A 6694-nucleotide genomic window follows, 5' to 3' on the forward strand; every position below is an offset into this window, starting at 1 on the left:
CCTGCACGACCTGCGGCGCGGTGAGCGTGAACGAGCACGGCGGCGGCGGGCCGGCGTGAGCCAGGGGCGCACCCGGCACCCCGACGAACACAGCCGCGAGGGTCATCGCGCAAGCGAGCATGGCCCGAGTCATACCTGATGGTAGGTCGCAGATGGACGGTGAGATTGCGGTTCGGCGCACGTCGTCCGGACACCGGCGCGCCACCGGAGGATGTGGGCACGCGCGGCGGTAGCCTCTGCCCGTGCCATCCCGCAGTCCGACCCGCGCGGTCAGATATGCGCGTCGCCGTAAGCGGCGGATGGCGTTGAAGGTGCACGACCTCACCGATTCCCAGTGGGCCGCATTGACATTGGCCTGGGGTGGGTGCGCGTACTGCGGCGCGGTCGGGACGCCCCTGCAGAAGGACTGTGTGCTCCCGATTTCTCGCGGCGGAAGGTACGCGCTCGACAACGTCGTCCCCAGTTGCCGTTCCTGCAACACCAGCAAGTGCAACTCCGAGGTGACTAGCTGGATGCGACGCAAGAAGCTCGATGAGCGCGATTTCCTGATTCGTCAGGCCGAGATCAACAGGACCCTCGCAGCCGACGCTGAGTGATCTCGCCGGTAGGCCCGCGCGGTACGGTTCCGAGGTGCCACTCCGTTATGTCGATCCACACAAGAAGCGAGGCCCGCGGTATCAGTCGGGCGTTCGTTTCGGGCGCTCGCGCTTCGGGCAGTTCGTCGCGCGGCACATCGCCCGCCGCACCGACCCGTATCTGTTCCGCCTCACCGACGGACGGGTCAACATGGGGCCGATCGTCAACGCCCCGCTCACCACCACGGGCGCGAAGTCGGGAAAACCACGCACGGTGCAGCTCACGTACTTCCACGACGGATCCGACGTGATCCTGCTCGCCTCGAACTACGGGGGCAGCAAGCATCCGCAGTGGTACCACAATCTGAAGGCCAATCCGGACTGCGACTTCGGCGGAGAGAGCTTCTCGGCTTCGCAAGTCACCGACCCCGACGAGTACACGAGGCTCTACGCGCTCGCGGAGAACGTGTACGCCGGGTACTCCGACTACCGCGACAAAACCGCACCCGCCGGCCGGCAGATTCCCATCTTCCGCCTCACCCCGCGCTGAGCCTCGACTCACACTGGGTCTCGAGGAAGCCGTCGAGATAGGCGGTCATCGGTGAGAGGTCGTCGCTTCGGGAGCGAGCGGCGATGTATCCATCGGGCCGCACGAGGTAGAGCCCGCCTGACGAAGTCGCAGTGTAGCGGTCGCGGAGCACGCCGGTCGGGTCCACAATGACGTCCGCGTCGCCGACCGGAGCCTGTGCGGCCACGACCAATGGCCGTACCACATCGGAGTTCCGACTCGCCCATTCCAGCGCGGCCTCGCGGTCGACATTCGTCTCGGCAAAAACGAGCAGTTGATGGCGGGTATCGCTGCCCCACAGCGGATACCAGCGTCGCCCACCGCGACCGGCTTCCGGCGCGATCTCGCCAGGCCGCGGTCCCCGTTCACACCGCTGGCCGGCGATGAATGCACCGCTGCGGTAGCGGACGGAAAAACCGGTGAAGCTGTCGAACAGTGCGGTCTGTGCCGCGCGCGTCCGCAGAACCATTCGCAGCAGGGTGTTCCGAATGCCTACCGCGACGGGGTGACGCCACAGTAGCGGCTTCGTCGAGGCAGTCGTCGAAGCGATGAGGCGGCGGATGATCGGCAGTCGTTCGTCGTCATAGCTGTTGAGCAGTCGCTCGCCGCCGCGACCCTGAATCGCGAGCGCCAGCTTCCACCCGACGTTCACCGCGTCCTGGATACCGGTGTTCATGCCTTGCCCGCCTACTGGACTATGGACGTGCGCGGCATCCCCAGCCAAGAACACCCGACCGTGGCGAAGCCTATCGACCGCACGGCTGCTGATGAAGAATGCCGAGGACCATGTCACTGCGCGAAGCCGGATATCCACGTCGGGAAAGTCGTTCAAAACCAACTGCAGTTCAGCGAGAGTCGGGCGATCCTGCGAAATCCTGCGGTCCTGCGCCGGCAGCGAGAGGGCGATCCGGTAGGTTCCGTCAGGGCGGTGCCCGATTACCAGAAACCCTCCTCGCCCCAGAATGAACGTGCCGCGGTCCTCGGGCGGATCGGAAGCGAATTCCGCGTCGGCGTCCATGACATAGGCGCCCTGCAACTTGGATCCGGCAAACCCGACTCCCAACGTCTTGCGCACCACGGAGTGACCTCCGTCGGCGGCGACGAGGTACCGGGCCGACACGGTGGACACCGATCCCTCGTCTCCCCGAAGTCGAACATGAACCGCGTCGTCATCCTGTTTCACGTCAAGGACCTCCACGGGACGCTGCACTTCGACACCGAGGTCCGCTAGGCGCTCGATCTGTAGACGCTCGATCTCACTCTGCGGCAGCAGGACTGAATACGCGTGCGGGGTATCGAGACCCCCGGCGGACAACTCGCCGAAGCGGTGGTCTCCGGAACGAAACGCAAAACCCGCCAGCACCCGCCCGTGTGCGAGCACCGGCGCAAGCAGGCCCTGACGTTCGAAGATCTCCAAGGACTTGGCGTGCAACCCCTCAGCCCGAGATTCGGCGTAGGGGCGGGCCATCACCTTGTCCACAATGTGAACCGCTACCCCGCGACGGGCCAATTCGATCGCCGCGGTCAATCCCGTCGGACCTGCGCCGATCACAAGAACGTCCGTGTCCGTGGTCATATCCACTCCTTGTAGTACAAGACTGTCTCGTATTGTTACTTGAAACGATACACTCTTGTTTCGAAGACGACCAGAACGAAACGGGGCGGGATGTGACAGATGTAGCCGAGGGGGAAAACACCTCTGATCCCCGTGTGGCGCGAAGCCGAGCAGCGGTGCTCTCCGTATGCGTCGATCTTCTCGTCCAGGGTGGCGCTCCTGCGGTCACCATCGAGGCGGTGGTGCAGCGCTCAGGTGTGGCACGTTCCACCATCTACCGGCACTGGCCGCGACGGATCGATCTGGTCGCCGACACCTTCCGAACCCTGATCCCGCCCCTGCCCGCGGTTCCGGCGTCCGGCGACCTGCGCGCCCGACTGAAGGGAGTGCTGCACGTCCTTGCCGCGCAGATCAACGACGAGAAGTACGCCGCCGTTGTACCCGCTGTCCTCGACAGCGCCACCCGTGATCCCGAACTCGCCGAGTTCCGCGATGCATTCGCCCGCAGCCAGCGCGCACCACTAGATGCCATCCTGCAGGCCTCATCGGCTGCCGGTGAATTACCGCCTGACCTCGACCGCGACGGCGCGATCGCCGCACTTGTCGGGCCGTTGCTGTTCCGTCGAATTGTTTTGGCGCAGAGCATCGACGCCGCCTACGCCGACGAGCTCATCGACATGTTCCTGGAGAGCCACCGACGTTGAGCGCGCCTGCTGCGGGCACTTCTCGAGCCGGCGTGCGTTTACCGGCAGCGGAATACCTTCGGTGTCGACCCGCACCCTCCACGATCCGCCGCAACTCCTTCAGGTGACGCACGGGGTTGTGCCTGAGGCGACTCGTTAGCTACTCTGCGGTCGAGGCGGGGGCCGAACTGCATCATCTACGTGGGGAAACGCATGATTCGCACCGTGTTTGTCGCTGCCGTTGTCGCGGTAGCTGGAATCGGATTCCTCCCCCCGGCTACGAGCGACGCCCAAGGCGTCGACACCACCGCCGAGGTGCTCAGAGTCGTCGACGGAGACACCATCGACATCCGCGATGACAACCGAGGCCGCCTACGTGTGCGTGTGCTCGGCATCGATACCCCTGAGACCAAAAAGCCCGGGCACACGGTCGGGTGCTGGGGACCCGAAGCGACCCAGTTCGCCACGACGACGTTGCTCGGGCAGCGCGTCGCCCTGCAACTCGACCCCACTCAAGACCGCACCGACAGCTACGGACGCACTCTGGCCTACCTTGTGCGAGCCGATGGCTGGGACTACTCCGTCGAAGCAGCACGCGCCGGCACAGCCCGGTCGTACGTCTACGACGGCGTGCCCGTGAGTCGATACAACACGATCCAAGCCGCGGAGAGCGAAGCCAGAGATGCCGGCCGGGGCCTGTGGGGTCCGCCGTGCTACGGCGAGACCGAGTCGACCGCGACCACCCAACCCCAATCCGCCTCTCCCGCTGCACCTCCGACATCGGAGAGCGCACCGCCACTTGGCCTCTACGAGCCGCCGCTGCCCTCGTCGAGCGCCTACTACGAGAACTGCACGGCCGCGCGGAGGGCCGGCGCGGCGCCGCTGCTGGCGGGCCAGCAGGGATACCGATCAGGTCTTGACGGAGACGGTGACGGTGTCGCCTGCGAGTGAGGTCTCAGCGAGACGAATAGCGCAGATAAGCGGTGCCGTCGTCAAAAATTTGGTGTCGGGCGAGAGTCAGGTCGAGGCGTACGTCGCCCGGTAGGGCTGGCAGGCCTCCGCCAACCATCTTCGGCACCACGAAGAAATGGAACTCATCAACCAGTCCGGCGCGGATCGCGGCGGCCGCCGTTGTGGGCCCGAAGATCTCGACCGCGGCAGGGGCGTCGGCGACGATCCGCTGCAATTCAGCCAAGCTCAGGTCGGGGACCAGACGGACTCGTTCCGACTCGACCTCCTCGGGCGTCAGCGTCGACGACACCACCACTTTGTTGATGCCGCGCCACCGCCGCGCGAACTCCCGTTCTGCCGGGGACCACTCCTCGTCGACCGGATCGGTCTCCCAGTACTGCATCAGCGCGAACGTCTTGCGCCCCAACACCTCGGTCGACACGTCAGCCATGCGATCAACATGCGCGGCAAACGTCTGCCCACCCGGGGCGGACCACTGGAAGTCGCCGCTCGCGTCGGCAACGTAGCCGTCGAGGGACATTATCGCGTTGTAACTCAGGGTTCCCATGCCATTGAGACTTCCTCACCCGGCGGAACTGATCGCGTCCTACACGTTGAACCGGAACTCGACCACGTCACCGTCGGCCATCACGTACTCCTTGCCCTCCATCCGAACCTTGCCGGCGGACTTGGCCGCGGCCATCGAACCGGCGGCGACGAGATCGTCGTAGGACACGATCTCGGCTTTGATGAAGCCCTTTTCGAAGTCCGAGTGGATGACGCCCGCAGCCTTCGGCGCGGTATCACCCTGGTGAATCGTCCACGCGCGAGCCTCTTTTGGGCCCGCCGTGAGGTAGGTCTGCAACTTCAGCGTGTGAAACCCTGCCCGCGCCAACGCATCCAGGCCCCGCTCGGTCTGGCCAATCGACTCGAGCAACTCCGCGGCCGACTCCTCGTCGAGCTCCTGGAGCTCTGCCTCGATCTTCGCGTCCAAGAACACCGCATCGGCCGGCGCGACCAACTCCCGAAGCTCGGCGACCCGCGCGGAATCGGTGAGCACCGATTCGTCGGCGTTGAACACGTAAAGGAAGGGCTTGGATGTCATCAGGTTCAGCTCACGCAGCATCGACACGTCGACGTCCCGCTGAGAACCTGAAAATAACGTCTTGCCGCCGTTGAGCACCTGTTGGGCGGCGGTCGCCGCATCGAGGACGGGCTTGCGGTCCTTGTGGGTCCGCGCTTCCTTCTCCAGCCGAGGCAGTGCCCGCTCGAGGGTCTGCATGTCGGCGAGAATCAACTCGGTCTCGATGATCTCGATATCGGATTGGGGATCGACCCGGCCGTCGACGTGCACGACGTCGTCGTCGGCGAACACCCGCACCACCTGGCAGATGGCATCACTCTCGCGGATGTTGGCCAGGAACTTGTTGCCCAGGCCGGCGCCCTCAGACGCCCCTTTGACGATTCCCGCGATGTCCACGAACGTCACCGGCGCGGGCACGATCTTCTCGGAGCCGAAGATCTTCGCCAGCTCGTCGAGCCGCGGGTCCGGCAGCGCGACCACACCTTCGTTCGGCTCGATCGTCGCGAAGGGGTAGTTGGCAGCCAACACGTCGTTTCGTGTCAACGCGTTGAACAACGTCGACTTGCCGACGTTGGGTAGTCCGACGATTCCCAGATTGAGGCCCACGGGATCCACAGTCTAAGCGGTGTGATCGGCTCGCCAATCCACGCTGGCGGCGTCTCGTCGAATCAGCCGGTACGGTCGATCTGTGTCAGGACAGCGCGCGCGGCCGTCGATACCGGCCGATCACCGCTCCGTGCACCCCAACATTCCAGGAGTTCCCTGGTGGGGTGCCGTCCTCATCGCGGTCGTCGCGTCGCTGCTCGGGTTCGCCTTCGACTCCGGCGGGCAGGAGCTGAGCGGGCTCTTCTCCGCGTTCTTCGTCGTCGGCTGCCTGGCCGCAGTGCTCGCGGTACGACGATCCGGGTTGTTCACCGCGGTCATCCAACCGCCTCTGATCCTGTTCGTCGTGGTTCCCGGCGCGTACTACGTGATGCACAGCGCGGAGATCCAGGGCATGAAGGACATCCTGATCAACTGCGGGTATCCGCTGATCGAACGCTTCCCGCTGATGTTCTTCACCTCGGCGGCAGTGCTGCTGATCGGCGGCGCACGCTGGTACTTCGGCACCTCCACCCCGCAGGAAACACCCGCCGCCGAGGCCACCCCCTCCGCAGGCGGGCGGATTTCGGCGAAGTTGTCGGCATTCCTGGGCGGTGCTCCTGCCGCCGATCCCTCCGACCGGGACGCCCAGCGTCGCCATTCGGCGGAGCGGCGGCCGACTCGCTCGTCGAAAGC

Annotated in this window: 8 protein-coding genes; 5 read left to right on the forward strand and 3 right to left on the reverse strand. The window is 65.3% G+C overall.

Going from position 1 to position 6694, the window contains the following annotated elements; translation table 11 throughout:
• The first annotated feature begins 242 nt into the window (after positions 1-242).
• Both WA965_RS16285 and WA965_RS16290 read left to right on the forward strand, forming a co-directional pair.
• Positions 243-596: an HNH endonuclease gene (locus tag WA965_RS16285; RefSeq protein WP_178361181.1), complete on the forward strand. Its 354-nt coding sequence runs from the start codon at positions 243-245 to the stop codon at positions 594-596.
• Between the two features lie 34 nt (positions 597-630).
• On the forward strand, positions 631-1125 hold the full coding sequence (locus tag WA965_RS16290; protein WP_178361180.1) for a nitroreductase/quinone reductase family protein: 495 nt from the start codon (positions 631-633) through the stop codon (positions 1123-1125).
• Here WA965_RS16290 and WA965_RS16295 read toward each other — a convergent pair.
• Positions 1112-2719, reverse strand: a complete 1608-nt coding sequence (locus tag WA965_RS16295) for an FAD-dependent oxidoreductase (RefSeq protein ID WP_526299714.1) — start codon at positions 2717-2719, stop codon at positions 1112-1114. The two genes, WA965_RS16290 and WA965_RS16295, sit on opposite strands and share 14 nt — an antisense overlap.
• Before the next feature lie 134 nt (positions 2720-2853).
• On the opposite strand from WA965_RS16295, the gene WA965_RS16300 reads away from it, so the two are divergent.
• The gene (locus WA965_RS16300) at positions 2854-3402 is read left to right on the forward strand and encodes a TetR/AcrR family transcriptional regulator (RefSeq protein ID WP_526299716.1); all 549 of its coding nucleotides are present in this window, start codon (positions 2854-2856) and stop codon (positions 3400-3402) included.
• Positions 3403-3594: 192 nt separating this feature from the next.
• Positions 3595-4332: a thermonuclease family protein gene (locus WA965_RS16305; RefSeq protein ID WP_526299718.1), complete on the forward strand. Its 738-nt coding sequence runs from the start codon at positions 3595-3597 to the stop codon at positions 4330-4332.
• A gap of 4 nt (positions 4333-4336) precedes the next feature.
• On the opposite strand, the gene WA965_RS16310 is transcribed toward WA965_RS16305, so the two are convergent.
• Complete coding sequence (locus WA965_RS16310; RefSeq protein WP_526299720.1) at positions 4337-4900, reverse strand: dihydrofolate reductase family protein; 564 nt, start codon at positions 4898-4900, stop codon at positions 4337-4339.
• A 39-nt stretch (positions 4901-4939) separates the two neighbouring features.
• Positions 4940-6022: a redox-regulated ATPase YchF gene (gene ychF / locus WA965_RS16315; protein ID WP_526299722.1), complete on the reverse strand. Its 1083-nt coding sequence runs from the start codon at positions 6020-6022 to the stop codon at positions 4940-4942.
• Positions 6023-6104: 82 nt separating this feature from the next.
• Here ychF and WA965_RS16320 point away from each other — a divergent pair.
• On the forward strand, positions 6105-6694 hold a 590-nt coding region (locus tag WA965_RS16320), incomplete at its 3' end, for a DUF6542 domain-containing protein (RefSeq protein ID WP_526299724.1).

It is taken from the genome of Mycobacterium sp. (genome assembly GCF_049683935.1).
Lineage (GTDB): Bacteria > Actinomycetota > Actinomycetes > Mycobacteriales > Mycobacteriaceae > Mycobacterium.